The 17,874-nt window shown below is 65.4% G+C and carries 12 protein-coding genes; 5 read left to right on the plus strand and 7 right to left on the minus strand.

Annotation, left to right across the window (positions count from 1 at the left end; translation table 11 throughout):
- Positions 1 to 3 precede the first annotated feature (3 nt).
- The 3 genes from PSm6_RS14415 (at position 4) to PSm6_RS14425 (ending at position 4,913) form a co-directional block, all read left to right on the plus strand.
- Positions 4 to 1,047, plus strand: a complete 1,044-nt coding sequence (locus PSm6_RS14415; RefSeq protein ID WP_265170432.1) for an efflux RND transporter periplasmic adaptor subunit — start codon at positions 4 to 6, stop codon at positions 1,045 to 1,047.
- Positions 1,048 to 1,245: 198 nt separating this feature from the next.
- Positions 1,246 to 4,440 (plus strand): efflux RND transporter permease subunit, encoded by a 3,195-nt coding sequence (locus PSm6_RS14420; protein ID WP_265170433.1) that lies wholly within the window; start codon positions 1,246 to 1,248, stop codon positions 4,438 to 4,440.
- The gene (locus PSm6_RS14425) at positions 4,437 to 4,913 is read left to right on the plus strand and encodes a RidA family protein (RefSeq protein WP_265170434.1); all 477 of its coding nucleotides are present in this window, start codon (positions 4,437 to 4,439) and stop codon (positions 4,911 to 4,913) included. The genes PSm6_RS14420 and PSm6_RS14425 overlap by 4 nt, the downstream gene beginning before the upstream one ends.
- 110 nt (positions 4,914 to 5,023) lie before the next feature.
- On the opposite strand, the gene eutC is transcribed toward PSm6_RS14425, so the two are convergent.
- The 4 genes from eutC to exaC form a co-directional block, all read right to left on the minus strand.
- The gene (eutC, locus tag PSm6_RS14430) at positions 5,024 to 5,854 is read right to left on the minus strand and encodes an ethanolamine ammonia-lyase subunit EutC (protein ID WP_265170435.1); all 831 of its coding nucleotides are present in this window, start codon (positions 5,852 to 5,854) and stop codon (positions 5,024 to 5,026) included.
- 9 nt (positions 5,855 to 5,863) lie between these two features.
- Positions 5,864 to 7,258: an ethanolamine ammonia-lyase subunit EutB gene (locus PSm6_RS14435; protein WP_265170436.1), complete on the minus strand. Its 1,395-nt coding sequence runs from the start codon at positions 7,256 to 7,258 to the stop codon at positions 5,864 to 5,866.
- A gap of 55 nt (positions 7,259 to 7,313) precedes the next feature.
- Entirely contained in the window at positions 7,314 to 8,684 is a 1,371-nt protein-coding gene (gene eat / locus PSm6_RS14440; RefSeq protein ID WP_021219343.1) for an ethanolamine permease, read from the minus strand.
- Positions 8,685 to 8,958: 274 nt separating this feature from the next.
- Positions 8,959 to 10,479, minus strand: a complete 1,521-nt coding sequence (gene exaC / locus PSm6_RS14445; protein ID WP_265170437.1) for an acetaldehyde dehydrogenase ExaC — start codon at positions 10,477 to 10,479, stop codon at positions 8,959 to 8,961.
- Positions 10,480 to 10,796: 317 nt separating this feature from the next.
- Here exaC and PSm6_RS14450 point away from each other — a divergent pair, with 317 nt between their 5' ends.
- The gene (locus tag PSm6_RS14450; RefSeq protein WP_021219341.1) at positions 10,797 to 12,698 is read left to right on the plus strand and encodes a sigma-54-dependent Fis family transcriptional regulator; all 1,902 of its coding nucleotides are present in this window, start codon (positions 10,797 to 10,799) and stop codon (positions 12,696 to 12,698) included.
- 433 nt (positions 12,699 to 13,131) lie between these two features.
- Here the strand turns inward: PSm6_RS14450 and phnX are convergent, their stop codons facing one another.
- The 3 genes from phnX to PSm6_RS14465 form a co-directional block, all read right to left on the minus strand.
- Positions 13,132 to 13,959 carry a phosphonoacetaldehyde hydrolase gene (phnX, locus tag PSm6_RS14455; RefSeq protein WP_043245928.1) on the minus strand — a complete coding sequence of 276 codons (828 nt, stop codon included), beginning with the start codon at positions 13,957 to 13,959 and terminating at the stop codon, positions 13,132 to 13,134.
- A 22-nt stretch (positions 13,960 to 13,981) separates the two neighbouring features.
- The gene (locus PSm6_RS14460; RefSeq protein ID WP_021219339.1) at positions 13,982 to 15,328 is read right to left on the minus strand and encodes an MFS transporter; all 1,347 of its coding nucleotides are present in this window, start codon (positions 15,326 to 15,328) and stop codon (positions 13,982 to 13,984) included.
- A gap of 219 nt (positions 15,329 to 15,547) precedes the next feature.
- Complete coding sequence (locus tag PSm6_RS14465; protein WP_265170438.1) at positions 15,548 to 16,717, minus strand: 2-aminoethylphosphonate--pyruvate transaminase; 1,170 nt, start codon at positions 16,715 to 16,717, stop codon at positions 15,548 to 15,550.
- A gap of 113 nt (positions 16,718 to 16,830) precedes the next feature.
- On the opposite strand from PSm6_RS14465, the gene PSm6_RS14470 reads away from it, so the two are divergent.
- Positions 16,831 to 17,709 carry a LysR substrate-binding domain-containing protein gene (locus PSm6_RS14470; RefSeq protein WP_265170439.1) on the plus strand — a complete coding sequence of 293 codons (879 nt, stop codon included), beginning with the start codon at positions 16,831 to 16,833 and terminating at the stop codon, positions 17,707 to 17,709.
- The last annotated feature ends 165 nt before the right edge of the window (positions 17,710 to 17,874 follow it).

Consider the following 17,874-nt stretch of genomic DNA (forward strand, 5'->3'; position numbering starts at 1 on the left):
TTCATGCGCTCGATCCGTTCGCACTCCGGGAGGTTCGCGCTCCTGGCGTTCCTGGTCACTCTGGTTGCCTGCGAGGCTAAGCAACAGGATGTGTCGCTTGAGCTCCCGGTGGTCGGTGTTGCTGAGGTAGTCACAAGAAAGGTCGACGACTGGGAGGAGTTTTCGGGGCGCCTCGAAGCCCCGGAGGTGGTTGAGCTGCGTCCACGAGTGTCTGGTCCTGTCGTGGACGTTTTGTTCCGGGATGGCGCTACCGTCAGGAAAGGCGAGGTGCTGTTTCGTATCGACCCTCGCCCGTTCGAAGTCGAGGTCCAGCGCCTCGAGGCGCGTCTCCGTCAAGCCGTTGCCATACGTACGCGTACTGAAAGCGAGGCTCGGCGTGGTGATCGTCTCAAGGCGAGGAGTGCCATGTCGACCGAGCTGGCCGAGGCTCGCCGAGCGGCCGCCGAGCAGGCTGGTGCGGAGGTGGCAGCGATTCAGGCCCAGGTCGAGGCGGCTCGTCTCAACTTGGGGTACACACGCATCACAGCCCCTATCGATGGGCGCCTCAGTACTGCGAACGTGACGGTTGGCAACCTTGTGAGTGCCGACTCCACCCTTCTCACGACGCTACTCGGAACCAGGAATCTTTATGCCTATTTCGATATGGACGAAGGCACCTATCTCAGGCTTTCCAGTGAACTGCTAAATGCAGGGGAGCCCGCTCTTGTACATGTTGAGCTGACTGGAAGAGCGGGAGAAGCGCATAGGGGGCATTTGGACTTTATCGACAATCAGGTGAGCCCTCTAACAGGAACTCTCAGGGCCCGTGCAGTCCTCGACAATGCGGCAGGAACGCTGATTCCGGGACTGTATGTGCGGCTGAAGTTGCAGGGGCTCGCATCCTATGAGGCAGCCATGATCAGGGATGAAGCCATTGGTGTCGATCTGGGCAAGCGCTATGTGCTGGTTCTGGGAGGGGACGGGGTCCTGAGCTACCGAGAGGTCGAACTGGGGCCCAAGCAGGAAGGGCTACGTATCGTACGTAGTGGCCTCAAGGGGGGGATGTAGTCGTGGTCAGTGGACTGCAGCGTGCCAGACCCGGTGCGAAAGTCTCGCCCCGGACGATGATGATGGTGATCGATGACGTTCCAACGAGTGCCGAGATACGAGAACCGTCCGACTCGACCCGAACTGTTGCACAGGGCGTTGCTCAGGATGAGCGCACTGACAATGTGACGCTCATGTCTGCTTCGGAGAACTAGCAAGATGGCGTTCTCTCGCTTTTTCATTGGTCGGCCCATCTTCGCCGCTGTCTTGTCGATCCTCATGCTGATCGCCGGAGCCCTTTCGCTTTTCCAGTTGCCGGTCAGCGAGTACCCGGAGGTTGTTCCTCCCACTGTCGTGGTGCGCGCACAGTTTCCAGGTGCCAGTCCTGAAACTCTGGGAGCAACGGTGGCGTCACCCTTGGAGCAGGCACTGTCCGGTGTCAGGGGCATGCTGTATATGAGCTCTCAGTCGACAGCAGACGGGGTCATGACCTTGACGCTGACCTTCGCCCTAGGTACGGATCTCGATAGCGCGCTGGTTCAGGTTCAAAGTCGAGTCAGCCGTGCCTCGTCCCAGTTGCCCGTCGATGTCCAACGCCTCGGGATTACGGTCGACAAGACCTCGCCTGCGTTGGCTCAGGTGATTCATCTCTATTCCCCGTCCGGACAGTACGATCCGATCTACCTCTCCAACTACATGACGATCCACATCATTGATGAGCTTTTCAAGATCGAGGGTGTAAGCGACATACGCCTGTTGGGCATGGGCGATTATTCGCTACGGGTCTGGTTGGACCCGGACAAGGTCGCGTCCTACGGACTCGGTTCGATGGATGTCGTTCAGGCGATACGTGACCAGAACCGGGAAGTTGCCATCGGTGCGCTTGGTGCTCCTCCTGCGGCGGATGGCTCGGCATTCCAACTGCAGATACGTTCGCAGGGTCGTCTGGTGGCAGAGGATGAGTTTGAGCGCATCGTCATCCGTTCCGCCGGCTCTGGGAATGTGGTTCACCTCAGGGATGTCGCTCGCATTGAACTCGGGGCGAACCAGTATTCACTGAGTGCGCATCTGGATGGCCAGCCATCGGCAGCTTTACAAGTCTTCCAGGAGGCCGACGCCAACTCGATCGAACTCTCGGACAAGCTCCGTAACCGCATGGCCGAACTGGCCGAAGCGTTCCCTCAGGGCATCAAGCATTCCATTGGGTACGATCCGACCGTTTTCGTTCGAGGCTCGATAAAGGCTGTAGTCCTGACCCTGCTGGAAGCACTGGTACTGGTGGTGCTGGTGGTGGTGCTCTTCCTGCAGAATTGGCGTGCGTCCATCATCCCGCTGGCTGCCGTGCCCGTTTCGCTGATCGGCACCTTCGCCGTGATGCAATTGCTTGGTTTCTCGATAAACGCGCTTTCACTGTTCGGCCTGGTGCTGGCGATTGGCATCGTCGTCGACGATGCGATCGTTGTCGTGGAAAACGTTGAGCGTAACATCGCACTGGGCCTGGAGCCGAAGGCAGCCACTCAACGGGCGATGGAGGAGGTCATTGGCCCCATCATTGCGACCTCCCTGGTGCTGTGCGCGGTCTTCATTCCGACGGCTTTCATTTCCGGACTCACGGGGCAGTTCTACAAGCAGTTCGCCTTGACTATCGCTATCTCGACGGTCATCTCCGCGATCAATTCCCTGACGTTGTCTCCCGCATTGGCCGCGATGTTGCTCAAGCCGCCTTCCGAGGGGCGCGATCCGCTGAGCCGGGGGATTTATCGTGCCTTTGGCGGATGGCTCTTCCGCCCCTTCAACCGTTTTTTCCAGCATGCAAGTGATGCTTACGTGAGCGGTATGGCACGGGTTCTTCGAGGAGGAAGCCTCGCACTGCTCCTGTACGTCGTGCTTGTCGGCCTTGGCTATCTGGGGTTCGAGCGGATTCCAATGGGGTTCATTCCCCAGCAGGACAAGCAGTATCTGGTCGCTTTCGCGCAACTTCCGGAGGGGGCGAGCCTGGAGCGCACGGAGCGGGTGATCCTGAAAATGTCCGAACTTGCCCTGGAACAACCCGGTGTGGCCAATACGGTGAGCTTCAGCGGCCTATCGATAAACGGCTTCGTCAACAGCTCTAGCGCAGGGTTGATGTTCATCCCGCTGAAATCCTTCGCTGAGCGTGGCGGCGACCTCTCCGATGTCTCCATCGCCCGATCCCTCAATGCGCGCTACGGGGACATCGAGGATGCGTTCGTCCTTGTGGTGCCTCCCCCTCCAGTGGAGAGCCTGGGGACCATAGGCGGGTTCAAGGTCCAGATCGAGGATCGGGCTGGCCTCGGACATGAGGCGCTTTATCGGCAGACCCAGAGGCTTCTGGATAAGGCCCGACAGCTACCGGAACTGGAGGGCATGTTCTCCAGCTACCAGATCAGCGCACCGCAGATAGACGTCGTAGTTGATCGGGACAAGGCACGGACCCACGGTGTCGCGATAAGCGAGGTCTTCGACACGTTGCAGATCTACATGGGATCGGTCTACGCCAACGACTTCAACCGATTTGGTCGCACCTATCAGGTGCATGTGCAAGCGGAGCAAGGCTTCAGGGGAGAGCCAGGGCAGATCGGCCTCCTCAAGGTTCGCAATGAGCAGGGGGTGCTGGTCCCGCTTGCCTCTTTCGTCGATGTTCGGCTCGCAGCAGGACCCGACCGGGTGATGCATTACAACGGTTTCCTTTCGGCCGAGATCACAGGGGGCCCCGCCGCGGGTTACAGCACCGGCCAGGCGCAGGCTGCTTTCGAGGCGTTGCTGAAGACAGAGCTGGAGCAGGGCATGGCGTACGAGTGGACTGAGCTGACCTACCAGCAGATTCTCGCCGGCACCTCTACGAACCTGGTCTACCCACTGTGCGTTCTACTGGTCTTTCTCGTGCTGGCGGCCCTGTATGAGAGCTGGAGCCTGCCGTTGGCTGTCATTCTGATCGTGCCGATGACGCTGTTCTCGGCATTGGCGGGCGTTGTGGTCAGTGGTGGGGACAACAACATCTTCACGCAGATCGGTCTTATCGTACTGGTGGGGCTGGCCTGCAAGAACGCGATCCTCCTCATCGAGTTCGCCCGGGCCAGGCAGGCGTGTGGCGTGAACCGGCTAGAAGCGGTCCTGGAGGCCTGTCGCATGCGCCTTCGTCCAATCCTGATGACGTCGTTCGCCTTCGTCATGGGGGTTGCTCCCCTTGTCCTGGCCACCGGCGCTGGAGCTGAAATGCGCAGGGCAATGGGTATCACGGTCTTTTCCGGGATGCTTGGGGTCACTTTTTTCGGCCTCCTGTTCACCCCCCTTTTCTACGTCCTGCTTCGCCGTACCGTGGAGGGGAGAAACCCACGCCCGAAAATCGCACAACCCGCCCCTGGCGGTACTTTCGACAAAGGAGTTGCCGAATGAATGGACTGATGCTCACTTGCCTGCTAGCAGGAATGAGCCTGCCGGCGCTTGTCAATGCGGCCACGGATCTTGCAAACAACGGAGAGTCCATCGAGACGCTGAGCCGAGCGAACTACGCCACGTTACCCGCCCCCGCAGGGCCTTACTCCGTTTCGGTAAGGCATGATCGGACGCTCTACCTTTCCGGAATGACAGCATTTGGTACGCCGGCCCAGGGTGGGCCAATGGCGGAACAGGCGGAAGCAATCTTCGACCAGTTGGAGCGAGTCACGGAAGCCGAGGGAATTGGCATGAAGGAGCTGGTCAAGATCACGATCTACGTGACGTCCCTGGAGGATGTTGCCGCTTTGCGAGAAGTGTTGAGTCGTCGTTATGGAGATTCCCGTCCTGCAAGTTCCCTTGTGCGTGTCGCGGGGCTTTTCTCCTCTGAAGTCGGCATAGAGATCGAGGCCATCTTCGCTCTGCCCGGATAGCTTCCAACCCCGCACAGCCATTGCTTGGTTTCGGGGCTTTGACGATGACATGCGGTAGTTCGGCCGGGGCACAGCTTCACGGGCCACTGCGCCCCGACCTGCTAGCCGCTTCACTGCGCCGGGGGGTAGCTTTCCAGCAAGAAATTCCCCCGCACGGGTTGCTCGGTACCGTCGAGCATCGGCACCTGGGAGTCGTCCTTGAGGTTGACCCCGGAGAGCTGGCGGCGGATGGCTTCGCGCATCAGGTAGAGGAGGCGGTGGGCGGCCAGGCCGTAGGAGAGGCCTTCCAGGCGGACGTTGGAGATGCAGTTGCGGCTGGCGTCGGTGAGGCCGACGCGGGGCGCCCAGGTGAAGTACAGGCCGAGGCTGTCGGGGGAGCTGAGGCCGGGGCGTTCGCCGATGAGGATCACCACCATCTTCGCCTTGAGCAATTGGGCCACTTCATCCGCCACCGCCACGCGGCCCTGTTCCACCAGGGCGATGGGGGCCGTGCGCCAGCCATCTTCCGCCGCCTGTTCCTCGAAACGCTGGAGGAAGGGCAGGGCGTGGCGTTGCACGGCGAGGGACGACAAGCCGTCGGCGATCACCAGCGCCAGGTCATAGCCGTCGGGATTGGCCTCGGCGTGCTGGCGCAGGCGCTGGGCCGAGTCGTCGTCCAGGCGCCGGCCCAGGTCCGGGCGCTGCAGGTAGGTGTGGCGGTCCGCCGCTGCGCTGTGCAGCAGCAGGCTGTCGCGGTTGCGTGTGGCCAGCTCGGCGGCCAGGGCCGCGCGGTCGAAGGGCAGGTGCACGGCGTCGCGGGCCTGGGCGTGGGCGAACTGGAAATCCAGCTGGGCGCCGGTGGGCAGGCTGGTGCCGGCGCGGCCGAGGGCGATGCGCGCGGGGGTGAGGTTGCGCAGCTCGCGCCAGGGGTTGTCGAGGGCGGGGCGTTTGTCGTCGCTCATCGGGTCTCCTCAGGTGAGCTGTGCCAGGGCCTGGCGGAAGGCGGGCGGCACCTGCTCGCCCAGGCGCACGCGGCCACCCTGCTGGCTGGCGATGCCCATGCGCTCGAGCCAGGCCTCGAACTCGGGGGCCGGGCGCAGGCCCAGGCTCTGGCGGGCGTAGAGGGCGTCGTGGAAGGAAGTGGTCTGGTAGTTGAGCATCACGTCGTCGGAGCCGGGGATGCCCATGATGAAGTTGATGCCGGCGACGCCGAGCAGGGTCAGCAGCATGTCCATGTCGTCCTGGTCCGCTTCGGCGTGGTTGGTGTAGCAGATGTCGCACCCCATGGGCACGCCGAGGAGCTTGCCGCAGAAGTGGTCCTCCAGCCCGGCGCGGATGATCTGCTTGCCGTTGTAGAGGTACTCCGGGCCGATGAAGCCGACCACGGTATTGACCAGGAAGGGGTCGAAGTGGCGGGCGACGGCATAGGCGCGTGCTTCGCAGGTCTGCTGGTCGACGCCGTGGTGGGCGTTGGCCGAGAGCGCGCTGCCCTGGCCGGTCTCGAAGTACATGAGGTTGTTGCCGAGGCTGCCGCGCTTCAGCGAGAGGCCGGCTTCGTAACCCTCGCGGAGGATTTCCAGGCTGATGCCGAAGCTGGCGTTGGCCGCTTCGGTGCCGGCGATGGACTGGAACACCAGGTCCAGCGGCACGCCACGGTTGATCGCCTCGATCGAGGTGGTGACGTGGGTGAGCACGCAGGCCTGGGTGGGAATCTCGTAGCGCTGGATGATGGCGTCGAGCATCTCCAGCATGGCGCAGATGGACGACAGGCTGTCGGTGGCCGGGTTGATGCCGAGCATGGCGTCGCCGTTGCCGTAGAGCAGGCCGTCGAGGATGCTCGCGGCGATGCCGGCGGGCTCGTCGGTGGGGTGGTTGGGCTGCAGCCGTGTGGACATGCGCCCGCGCAAGCCCATGGTGTTGCGGAAGCGGGTGACGACGCGGATCTTCTGCGCCACCAGCACCAGGTCCTGCACGCGCATGATCTTCGACACCGCAGCGGCCATTTCCGGCGTCAGCCCCGGGGCGAGGGCGCGCAACGCGGCCTCGTCGGCCACGTCGCCGAGCAGCCAGTCGCGCAGCCCGCCGACGGTGAGGTGGCTGACCGGGGCGAAGGCGGCGCGGTCGTGGCCGTCGATGATCAGGCGGGTGACTTCGTCGTCTTCGTAGGGGATCAGCGCCTCGTCGAGGAAGTGCTTGAGCGGGATGTCGGCCAGGGCCATCTGCGCGGCCACGCGCTCGCCGTCGCTGGTGGCGGCGACGCCGGCGAGGAAGTCGCCGGAGCGTGCCGGGCTGGCCTTGGCCATGACCTCCTTGAGGCTGTCGAAACGCCAGGTCTGGCCGCCGACGCTGTGGGAAAAAACTGCCATGTCGATCGTCCTGTCTGTGCCGGCCCCGCCATTGCGGCGGGGCCGGCCTGGGGGCTCAGATGCGGGTCAGCATCGCGTCGGCGGGAGCGCTGGCGCGGTGGTGGGCGGTGAACTGGAACCAGACGAAACCCACGGCCATGATGCCGAGGAAGATCAACCCGATCAGGGTGTTGAACCAGGCCATGGCCACCAGGCAGACGACCGCCAGCAGCAGGGCGATGGCCGGCACCACCGGGTAGCCCGGGGCGCGGAAGGTGCGCTCCAGGTTCGGTTCGCTGGCGCGCAGCTTGAATAGCGCGAGCATGCTGATGATGTACATGACGATGGCGCCGAACACGCTCATGGTGATCATCGCGGCGGTCAGGCTCATGCCCTGCAGGTTGATCAGGCCGTCGCTGTAGATGGCGGCGATGCCGATCACGCCGCCGGCGATGATGGCGCGGTGCGGGGTCTGGAAGCGCGACAGCTTGGCCAGGCCGCGGGGCAGGTAGCCGGCGCGGGCGAGGGCGAAGAACTGCCGCGAGTAGCCGAGGATGATGCCGTGGAAGCTGGCCACCAGGCCGAACAGGCCGATCCACACCAGCATGTGCATCCAGCCGGAGTTCTCGCCGACCACGGCCTTCATGGCCTGGGGCAGCGGGTCGTTGATCCCCGACAGCTGGCGCCAGTCGCCAACGCCGCCGGCCATGATCATCACGCCGATGGCGAGGAACACCAGGGTGAGGATGCCGGCCACGTAGGCGCGCGGGATGGTGCGTTTCGGGTCCTTGGCTTCTTCGGCGGCCATGGCCGCACCCTCGATGGCGAGGAAGAACCAGATGGCGAAGGGGATGGCAGCGAAGATGCCGGAGATCGAGGCACTGCTGAAGGTGTCCGAGCCGGCCCAGCCGTTGAGCACGAAGTTGCTGAAGCTGAAGCCCGGCGCCACCACGCCCATGAACACCAGCAGTTCGGCCACGGCGAGCACGGTGACCACCAGTTCGAAGGTGGCGGCGATGCTGACGCCGAGGATGTTCAGGGTCATGAACACGAAGTAGGCACCCACCGCCGCGTGCTTGGGATCGAGTTCGGGGAACTGCACGTTGAGGTAGGCGCCGATGGCCATGGCGATGGCCGGTGGGGCGAAGACGAATTCGATCAGCGTGGCGATGCCGGCGATCAGGCCGCCGCGCTCACCGAAGGCGCGGCTGCTGTAGGCGAAGGGGCCGCCGGCGTGGGGGATGGCGGTGGTCAGTTCGGTGAAGCTGAAGATGAAGCAGGTGTACATGGTCGCCACCAGCAGCGTGGTGACCAGGAAGCCGAGGGTGCCGGCGGCGCCCCAGCCGTAGCTCCAGCCGAAATATTCGCCGGAAATCACCAGGCCGACGGCGATGCCCCAGAGGTGCAGGGTGCCGAGGGTGGGTTTGAGTTGGTTAGTGGTTGTCATGCGCGTCTCCGGAGGTTGCCTTGAGGGAAGTGGGGCGACGGATCGGAGAGGCGGGAGGCGGCGCGTGGCCCGAGCGGGCACGGACCACCGACTGCGGGCAGCAGCGAGGCGTGATGCACATGGTGTTCACCGTTTCTTGTTGTTGTAATCGGATGGAGCCGGGGTGGAGCGGACCGGGCGCCGCCTGATCGGTGCCCGGTCCTGGTTTTTCACTTAAAAGGGGCCTCTCCTGGCCTGGACCTGCGAGGTTCGCGGCAGGTCAGGAGAGCCTTTTCTAGAAGAAGCCCAGCGGGTTGATGTCATAGCTCACCAGCAGGTTCTTGGTCTGCTGGTAGTGGTCGAGCATCATCTTGTGGGTCTCGCGGCCGACGCCGGATTTCTTGTAGCCACCGAAGGCGGCATGGGCCGGGTACAGGTGGTAGCAGTTGGTCCACACGCGGCCGGCCTTGATGCCACGGCCCATGCGGTAGGCGCGGTTGATGTCGCGGGTCCAGAGGCCGGCGCCGAGGCCGAACTCGGTGTCGTTGGCAATCGCCAGGGCTTCCGCCTCGTCCTTGAAGGTGGTGACGCCCACCACCGGGCCGAAGATCTCTTCCTGGAACACGCGCATCTTGTTGTTGCCCTTGAGCAGCGTCGGCTGGATGTAGTAGCCGGTCGCCAGGTTGCCTTCGAGCTTCTCGACGCCGCCGCCGGTGAGCACTTCCGCCCCTTCCTGCTGGGCGATCTCGAGGTAGCTGAGGATCTTGTCGTACTGCTGCTCGGAGGCCTGGGCGCCGACCATGGTGTCGGTGTCCAGCGGGTCCCCACGCTTGATGGCCTTCACTTTCTTCATCACCTCGGCCATGAACGCCGGGTAGATGGATTCCTGCACCAGGGCGCGGGACGGGCAGGTGCACACCTCGCCCTGGTTGAAGAAGGCCAGCACCAGGCCCTCGGCGGCCTTCTCGATGAAGGCCGGCTCGGCCTGCATGATGTCCTCGAAGTAGATGTTCGGGCTCTTGCCGCCCAGTTCCACGGTGGAGGGGATGATGTTGGCGGCGGCGCACTTGAGGATGTGCGAGCCCACCGGGGTGGAGCCGGTGAAGGCGATCTTGGCGATGCGCTTGCTGGTGGCCAGCGCTTCGCCCGCTTCCTTGCCGAAACCCTGCACCACGTTGAGCACGCCGGCCGGCAGCAGGTCGCCGATCAGCTCCATCAGCACGCTGATGCCCAGCGGGGTCTGCTCGGCGGGCTTGAGCACCACGCAGTTGCCGGCGGCCAGGGCCGGGGCCAGCTTCCAGGCGGCCATCAGCAGCGGGAAGTTCCACGGGATGATCTGGCCGACCACGCCCAGTGGCTCGTGGATGTGATAGGCGACGGTGTTCTCGTTGATCTCGGCGGCGCCGCCTTCCTGGGCGCGGATGCAGCCGGCGAAGTAGCGGAAGTGGTCGGCGGCCAGGGGGATGTCGGCGTTGAGGGTTTCACGCACGGCCTTGCCGTTGTCCCAGGTTTCGGTGACGGCGAGCAGTTCGAGGTTGGCTTCGATGCGGTCGGCGATCTTCAGCAGCACCAGGGAGCGGTCCTGCACCGAGGTCTTGCCCCAGGCGTCGGCGGCGGCATGAGCGGCGTCGAGGGCCTTGTCGATGTCGGCGGCGTCGGAGCGGGGGAATTCGGCGATGGGCTGGCCGTTGACCGGCGAGGTGTTGGTGAAGTACTGGCCGTTGACCGGCGGGACGAACTCGCCGCCGATGTAGTTGCCGTAGCGGGCCTTGAAGGAAACGATGGCGCCGGGGGTACCGGGTTGGGCGTAACGCATGGTCTATCTCCTGGCTCTTGTGCTTATTGGGGAGTTGGCGCCGAAGCGCTTTGAGCAGCATAGAGCAAGGGCCGGGCCAGGCCGGTGAAAGCCCCGTGGGAGAAGGCTCCAGGCGTTGTGGGGAACGGCCGGCGGGCGAGGGCTGTCGCATGCCTGGTACGTCCCGGGTGACAGAGTGTCACGCATCCGGTACAGCGCTCGACCGGTGGGTCACCCGGCGATTGCAAAGCCGCTTGTGCTGGTGGATGCTGCGGCGATGCGGGTGCCCATCGGGGCACGGGCTGCCTCCCGCAAGCCCGCAATGGAGAACGACAAGAATGCACGACCACCTGAGCCGCCACGCTCGGCAAGTGCTGACCGTGGCGCAAGGCAAGGCCCAGTCCAGCGGGCCCGCCGCCGACCCTTCCATCGCCCGCTCCTGGCTGCGCTGCCTGGAGGATTACCACCTCGACCCGGCCCTGCCCATGGCGCCGACCGTGCTCGAACATGCGCGCATGCTCGAGTGCCGCGAAGGCATGCAGCAGGTGCTGGAGATCGCCAGCGGCGAGATGAGCAGCCTGTATCACCAGCTTTCCGGTGCCGGCCATGCGGTGCTGCTGACCGATGCCCGGGGGGTGATCCTCAATTGCGTGACCGCCGGAGCCGAGCGCCAGGCTTTCGAGCGTGCCGGCCTGTGGCTGGGCGCCGACTGGAGCGAGGCCCGCGAGGGCACCAACGGCATCGGCACCTGCGTGATCGAGCGCCAGGCACTGACCATCCACCAGGACGAGCACTTTCGTAGTCGCCACACCGGCCTCACCTGCTCCGCCAGCCCGGTGTTCGACCCGCAGGGCGACCTGCTGGCGGTGCTCGACGTGTCCTCCGCGCGCCACGACGTGTCGCGGCAGAGCCAGTTCCACACCATGGCGCTGGTCAACCTCTCGGCGAAGATGATCGAGAGCTGCTACTTCCTGCGTCGCTTCGAGGGCGAATGGCTGCTGCGCTTCCACCTCCAGGCCGAGTACGTCGGGCTGTTCAGCGAGGGATTGATGGCCTTCGATGGCGAAGGGCGCATCCGCGCGGTGAACCAGAGCGCCATCAACCTGCTGGACAGCGCCCGCGAGCGCCTGCTGGGGCAGAGCGTGGAAGCCTTCTTCGACTGCCGGCTGGACGACCTGCTCGGCCGCGCTCAACCACAACCCAATGCCAGCTGGCCGCTGCGTGCGCGCAATGGCCGTGCCCTCTATGCCGTGTTGCGGGGCCAGCCGCGTGCCGTTGCCCGTGCGTTGCCGGTGGCACCGAAATCCGCCGTGCCCGGCCTGTGCCTGGGCGACCCGGCGCTGGCCGCCGACTTCCGCCGTGCGCTCAAGGTGTACGAGCGCGACGTGCCCGTGCTGGTCAATGGCGAAACCGGCTCCGGCAAGGAGGCCTTCGCCAAGGCCGTGCACCTGGCCAGTTCCCGCGCTGAGCGGCCCTTCGTGGCGCTCAACTGTGCGGCCATCCCTGAATCCCTGATCGAGAGCGAGCTGTTCGGCTATCGCGGCGGCAGTTTCACCGGTGCGCGCAAGGAAGGCATGCGCGGCAAGCTGCAACAGGCCGATGGCGGCACCTTGTTCCTCGACGAGATCGGCGACATGCCCCTGGCCCTGCAGACCCGTCTGCTGCGGGTGCTGGAGGAACGCCAGGTGGTGCCCATCGGCGGCGAGGCCCAGGCCGTGGACGTGCGCATCATCAGCGCCACCCACCGAGAGCTGGGCGAGCGGGTGAGCAACGGCAGCTTCCGCGAGGACCTCTACTACCGCCTCAACGGCCTGGTGATCGACCTGCCGCCCCTGCGCGAGCGCAGCGACCGCCCCGAGCTGCTCGACCACCTGCTGCACGAAGAAGCCCGCGGCCAGGCCATCCGCCTGGAGCAGGACGCCCGCCAGGCGCTGCTCGACTACGCCTGGCCCGGCAACGTGCGCCAGCTGCGCAACGTGCTGCGCACCCTGGCGGCGCTGTGCGAGGACGGCCGCATCCGCTACGCCGACCTGCCGGCGGACCTGCGCCGTGCACCTGCCCCGACCCCCATCAACGACTGCGTGGTGCACCCGTTGGAAGACGCCGAACGCAGCGCCCTGCTCGCCGCCCTGGAAAGCCAGCGCTGGCACATGACCCGCACCGCCGAGCAGCTCGGCATCAGCCGCAACACCCTGTACCGCAAGCTGCGCAAGCATTCGATCGAAACGCGCAGTTTGTAGCCAGGCTCGGATGTAGCCCGGGCTTCAGCCCGGGAATCTCCGTCGGGTTCAGGTCTGTTGATGATGGGTTTCGCTGCGCTCTACGCCATCCTACGGTTGGGGCTTGTGCTTGGCTCAGGCACTGAGATGACCGGGGAGTAGGGTGGATGGCGCTCTTCTCATCCGCCAAGCGGTGCTACGGGGGAGCACTCTGTGATGGCAACCCTGTGGCCTGTCTGGGGCCCGCTGGTGATGGGTTTCGCTGCGCTCTACGCCATCCTACGGTTAGTGCTTGCGCTTGGCTCAGGCACTGAGATGACCGGAGTGTAGGGTGGATGGCGCTCTTTCCATCCATCAGGCGACGCTGTCTGTGGCACCGAGTCGGGGCAGCCCTGCGGTCTGCTTGGCGACTGAAGTCGCCCCTGCAGCCCTACAGGGTGCCCCTCGGGTTTCGTCATGCGCCCTGCGGCATTTCTCCGCGCTTGAGCCGGGCGTTGATGGCGTCGATCACCTGCGGCAGGTCGGCGATGGTGTCGATCAGGTAATGCGGGCGGGCGCCTTCGAATTGCTGGGCGATGCGTGCGCGTTCCTGCTCCAGCTTGTCGGCGGGCAGGGCCTTGAACTGCTCCCAGGTCAGGCCCAGGGCGTTGCCGGAGCAGGTCAGGGCGACCGTCCACATGCCGGCGCTGCGGCCTTCTAGGATGCCCGGCCAGGTGTCGTCCACCTTCACGCAGGCGGCCACGTCGCTGATGCCCAGGGCGATGACGTTGGCCAGTGCCTGGGCCGGGTGCGGGCGACCGTTGGGGACTTCGTCCGTGGCGACCACATGGTCGGCGACGTAGCCGTTCTTCTCCGCCAGTTCCACCACCTTGGCCATCACCGCTGCCGGGTAGCCGGAGCAAGAGCCGATCTTCAGCCCTTTGCCGCGCAGGCTGGCGATGGCCTCCAGGGCGCCGGGGATCAGCGCCGAGTGCAGGGCGATCTTCTCGATCTGCAGGGGCATGAAGCGTTCATAGATCGCAGTGACGTCGTCGTCCGTGGGCAGGCGGCCGAAGGCGGCGCGGTAGCGCTCGGCGATGGCGGGGATGTCGCACAGGGTGCGGATGTGATCCCACTTGCCCATGCCCATCGGGCCGCGCGCTTCCTCCAGGCTCACGGCGACGCCGAACTCGGCGAAGGCCTCGACGAAGATCTGCGTCGGCGCGAAGGAGCCGAAGTCGACCACGGTGCCGGCCCAGTCGAGGACAGCGGCTTGCAGCTGGGTGGGTTGCTGGTAGTTCATGGGTGTCTCCTTGGGAGTGAAGTCAGGAACGGGCGCCGAGGGGTTGGCCGTCGTTGCCGGGTGGGGGGATGAGTCCGTCGAGGACCTTGAGGGTCTTGGGCCGGCTGTTCCAGAACGGCACCAGCATCAGGCTGGCGAGCAGGGCCGCGACGGTGAAGCCGATGAATACGGTGGTGGTGTCGAAGTAGCCGGGCAGCAGGCCGCCGAGGATGGCGCCGACCGAGCCGCAGCCGTTGACGAAGCCGGCGGCGGTGCCGGCCGCTTCGGTGGTGCCGAAGTCGATGGCGGCGGAGCTGCTGATCATCGAGTCGGGGCCGTAGAGGGTCAGGCCCAGCATGAACAGCAGGCCGACCACCAGGTACAGGCTGCCACTCTGCATGGCCGGCACGAACAGGCCCAGGCACAGGGTCAGCGCCACCAGGCTGATGACGCAGGCGGGCATACGCCGCGCGCCGAACCAGCGGTCGGAGGCGATGCCGATGAGGATCGGCCCCACCAGCCCGGCCACTTCGAAGGCGGTGGGCACGATGGCCGAGGCGACCTTGCCCACGGCGGGCATGCGCTCGTAGACCATCATCGGGCCCCACAGCAGGATCGCGTAGCGCGCCGGCTTGAGCAGGAAATAGGCGAGGCCGAGGACCAGCACCGTGCGGTTGCCCATGATCTTGCGCAGCGAGGCCCAATGGCCGTCGCGCTCGATCTTCAGCTCGCGGGAGGTCTTCACTTCCACCTCGACCGGCTCCAGGCCGACGTCCTCGGGGCGGTTGCGCTGCAGCAGCCAGAACAGCACCGCCACCACCAGCACCACCACGGCGCTGGAGACGAAGGCCGCGCGCCAGTCGCCGAACACCTGGTACGCCCACCAGCCGGCGAAGGGCGTGGAGACCAGGCCACCGAAGGCGTAGCAGGTGCTCCAGTAGCCCAGCACCCGGCCGCGCTCGCGGGTGGCGAAGAAACAGCCGATGTTCTTGCACAGCCCGCTCCAGCCGGTGGACTGCGCCAGGCCCTGGACCACCATGCAGGTGGCGAAGATCGGCAGGGTGGCGAAGGTGCCCATGGCCAGCGCGGCGAGCGCCGAGACCAGCAGCCCGCCGAAGACGATCACCCGCGGGCCGAAGCGGTCGGCGAAGATGCCCCAGGTGAACTGGCCGATGGCGTAGGCAGCGAGGTACAGGGCGTCGAGGTTGGCCATGACCGATTTGTCGAGTTCGAAATCCGCGTCCTCGGCGATGCCGAGCTTGGCCACCGAGAAGGCCTTGCGGGTGAAGTAGAAGGCGGCGTAGGCCAGCCAGGTGATGAGGAAGATCTGTACACGCCAGCGCTGGATGGATTGCCATCCGCGCCCTTGGACACCTTGTTGGTTGTTCATGGTTCTGACCCCTATGGGTTTGCCGACAGTGCGAGAGGGAGGCTGTTGTTGTTCTTGGGTACTTCCTGGCTGTCTAAACGCCGGGCCTGGTCAGAAGGGCAGAGGCCGTGCGTCAGGCTGATGGTGCGGGTTTCGGGTGAGCGTTCTCCTCGCCGGCATAGCCGGCTGACGTCGAAAAAGGGGCCGCCCGTATCGGGGCACGGGCGGCCAAGGGGCGGGTCAGGCCGCCGTTTTCTCGAGGGTCACGCCCATCGCCTGCAGGGACTCGGCGATGGCGCGCAGCAACTGGCGCACGATGGGCTCGTCGATCTGGCCGATGCAGCCGATGCGGAAGCTCTCGGCCTGGGTCAGCTTGCCGGGGTAGATGACGAACTGGCGGGCCTTGAGCTCGTCGTAGAAACGCTTGAACTCGAAGGCCGGGTGCGCAGGGCTGAAGAAGGTGGTGATGATCGGCGACAGCCAGCGGTCTTCCAGCAGCGTCTGGAACCCCAGCTCGCGCATGCCGGCCACCAGCACGTCGCGGTTGCGCGTGTAGCGCGCCAGGCGGCCCGGCACGCCACCCTCGGCGGCGTGCTGCTCAAGCGCCGCGTGGAAGGCCACCACGCTGTGGGTGGGCGGGGTGAAGCGCCACTGGCCGGTGCGCTCCATGTAGCGCCACTGCTCCAGCAGGTCGAGGCTCAGGGAGTGGGCGCGGCCGGCGGATTCCTCCAGCAGGTCCCGGCGGATGATCACGAAGCCGAAGCCGGGTATGCCCTCGATGCACTTGTTGGCCGAGGACACCAGGACATCGAGGGGCACCTCGTCCACCGTCAGCGGCACCGCGCCGAAGGAGCTCATGGCGTCGACGATCAGGCGCTTGCCATGGGTCTTCACCACGGCCGCCAGCTCACGCAGGGGGTTGAGGATGCCGGAGCTGGTCTCGCAGTGGACCAGGAACACGGTGGTCACCTCGGGGTGGGCGCGGAGCAGGGCGTCCACCTCCTCGGGTTGCGGTGGCAGGTAGTCGCCCTTGTCCAGCGCGATATGGGCGCGGCCCAGGTAGTCGAGGGTCTTGGCGGCGCGCTGGCCGTAGGCACCGTTCATCAGGATCAGCGCCTTGCCGTCGCGGGGGATGGCGGTGGCGAGGGCGGCTTCCACCGAGAAGGTGCCGCTGCCTTGCAAGGGCACGCAGGCGTAGCTGTCGTCGGTCACCCCGGCCATGGCCAGTAGCTGCTGGCGGATCTCGGCGGTGACGCGGTTGAAGTCGGCGTCCCACGAGCCCCAGTCACGCAGCATGGCTTCCTTGGTAGCGCGCGAGGTGGTCAGCGGGCCGGGGGTCAGCAGGTAGGGCTCGCCCTGGACCGGCGCGGCGAGGGGGGTATGCGATGCGGGGAATTCGGCTTTGCTCATGATCGTCTCCAGCGGTGGTCGGGGCTGGCGCTGATCAAAGCAATTGGCTAGAAATAAATGAAATCGATTTATGGTATTTCACAAACAAGCTGAGCTTATTAATAGGGGCGGTGATGTCGGTTTCCCAGGCGCAACTCAAGGCCTTTCACGCCGTGGCGGTGCACGGCAACTTCACCCGCGCAGCGGAGCAGCTGTTCCTCAGCCAGCCGGCGGTCTCCGACCAGGTGCGCAAGCTGGAGGAGCGCTTCGGCGTGCTGTTGTTCAACCGCAACAAGCGCTCGGTGCAGCTCACCGAATTGGGTGAGCGCCTGCTGGCCATCACCCTGCGCCTGTTCGCCGCCGAGAACGAGGCCGAGGAACTGCTCACCAGTTCCCGCGCCCTGCAAAGCGGCAGCCTCACCCTGGCAGTGGACGCGCCCATGCACCTGCTGCCCTACATCGCGCGCTTCTGCGAGCGCTACCCCGGCATCCGCGTGCGCCTGGTGACCGGCAACAGCGATGAATCCCTGCGCCGGCTGTTCGACTACCAGGCCGACTTCGCCGTGCTCGGCCGCCCGGTGGACGACGACCGCCTGATCGCCCATGTGCTCAGCAGCGGCCCGCTGGTGGCCTTCGTCGCCGAAGGCCACCCCTGGGCACGGCGCGATGCCATCCACCTCGCCGACCTGCACCGCACCCCGCTGGTGCTGCGCGAACAGGGCTCCATGACCCGGCAGATGCTGGAAGACGAAATGCGCCGCCTGGGCCTCGACACCCACCCCGCCATCGAGGTGGAAGGCCGCGAAGCGGTGTTCGAGATGGTCGTCGCCGGCCTCGGCGTCGGCATCGTCTCCGCCGCCGAACTCGGCTCCAGCCGCGGCGTGCACGTACTGCCCATCCTCGACTTCGAACCGCGCATGACCGAGACGCTGGTGTGTTTGAAGGAGCAAGGGGCGAGGCGGGTGATCGAGGCGTTTTTGGAGGTGGTGGGAATCCAGGACGCCAGGTCCTGATTCCTTGCTCGGCTATTGATCCGCCATTCGTGAGCCGCATCACGCGGCCCGCTTTCCTTGCTCCCCTGTCCCGGTTCATCCTTCGCCTGTGGCGTAGTGCCATGATTTTCTGCCGCTTCTCGCCTGGGCAAACCCGAGGGTGGCAGCCATGGAAGACCTGCAAAA

Source organism: Pseudomonas solani (assembly GCF_026072635.1).
Classification (GTDB): domain Bacteria; phylum Pseudomonadota; class Gammaproteobacteria; order Pseudomonadales; family Pseudomonadaceae; genus Metapseudomonas; species Metapseudomonas solani.